This window comes from Porphyromonas sp. CAG:1061 (genome assembly GCF_000435035.1).
Classification (GTDB): Bacteria; Bacteroidota; Bacteroidia; order Bacteroidales; family Porphyromonadaceae; genus Porphyromonas_A; species Porphyromonas_A somerae.
This window is the reverse complement of sequence record NZ_HF988799.1, coordinates 1-658: the sequence shown is the minus strand read 5'-3', so window position 1 is coordinate 658 and position 658 is coordinate 1. Positions and strand designations below refer to the sequence as shown.

Here is a 658-nt window from a genome sequence, read left to right as displayed (position 1 = left end):
CACTGCAAATCCCTCTCATTTCCATTTACTTACACGCAATCCTCTCCCTAATGCCCTTCCCCCTAAAAGTTCCTCCGCTTAATTATTATCTATCCATTTCAAACAAAAAACAGATGAAAAGAAAATCCCTTACCTTCCGAGCACTTAGCCTTTTATTTTGCCTGCTTACAGCTGCTCTTGTGTTCAGCTCTTGCAAATCCCAACTTGCTGAAAGAGATTTCGTACTATCGCAAAAGCGAGATGGCCGACTTACCGGCTCTTGGAAGTTGATACGTGAAGACCCTACGGACAACTACCTCTTGGTGTTTGAATACACATCAAAGGGCGAGCGTAAGCAGTATCACAATGGAGAGCTAGGCCCTCTCAAAGAGTATTTCTACACCAAAGACAATATCTTGTACGTATTGGAGTTGGGTGCTGGCATCAAGAGATCCAATTGGACAAGAGAGTACGAATACCATTTCTCTGAAGATGAAAATACCCTCTATATTAAACATCGAGATGGTACTATCGTGGAGCAGTGGCAACGTATTGCTGCCCAAAAAGAGAAATAATATCTGAATGCCAGCAATTGATGAAGTGACTACCCTTAGGGGTCAGGGGTTACGCATTGAGGGATAATGGAGAAAGGACCTCGGCAGAGGTCCGTGTTAAATAG

General features: G+C 43.5%; 1 protein-coding gene. It reads left to right on the top strand.

Going from position 1 to position 658, the window contains the following annotated elements:
* The first annotated feature begins 113 nt into the window (after nucleotides 1-113).
* Nucleotides 114-554: a hypothetical protein gene (locus tag QVO39_RS00005; RefSeq protein WP_021902477.1), complete on the top strand. Its 441-nt coding sequence runs from the start codon at nucleotides 114-116 to the stop codon at nucleotides 552-554.
* Nucleotides 555-658: the final 104 nt, after the last annotated feature.

What these genes read in the sequence shown, in the direction of transcription:
- QVO39_RS00005 (WP_021902477.1), top strand. Translation starts at nt 114, where the DNA reads ATGAAAAGAAAATCCCTTACCTTCCGAGCACTTAGCCTTTTATTTTGC.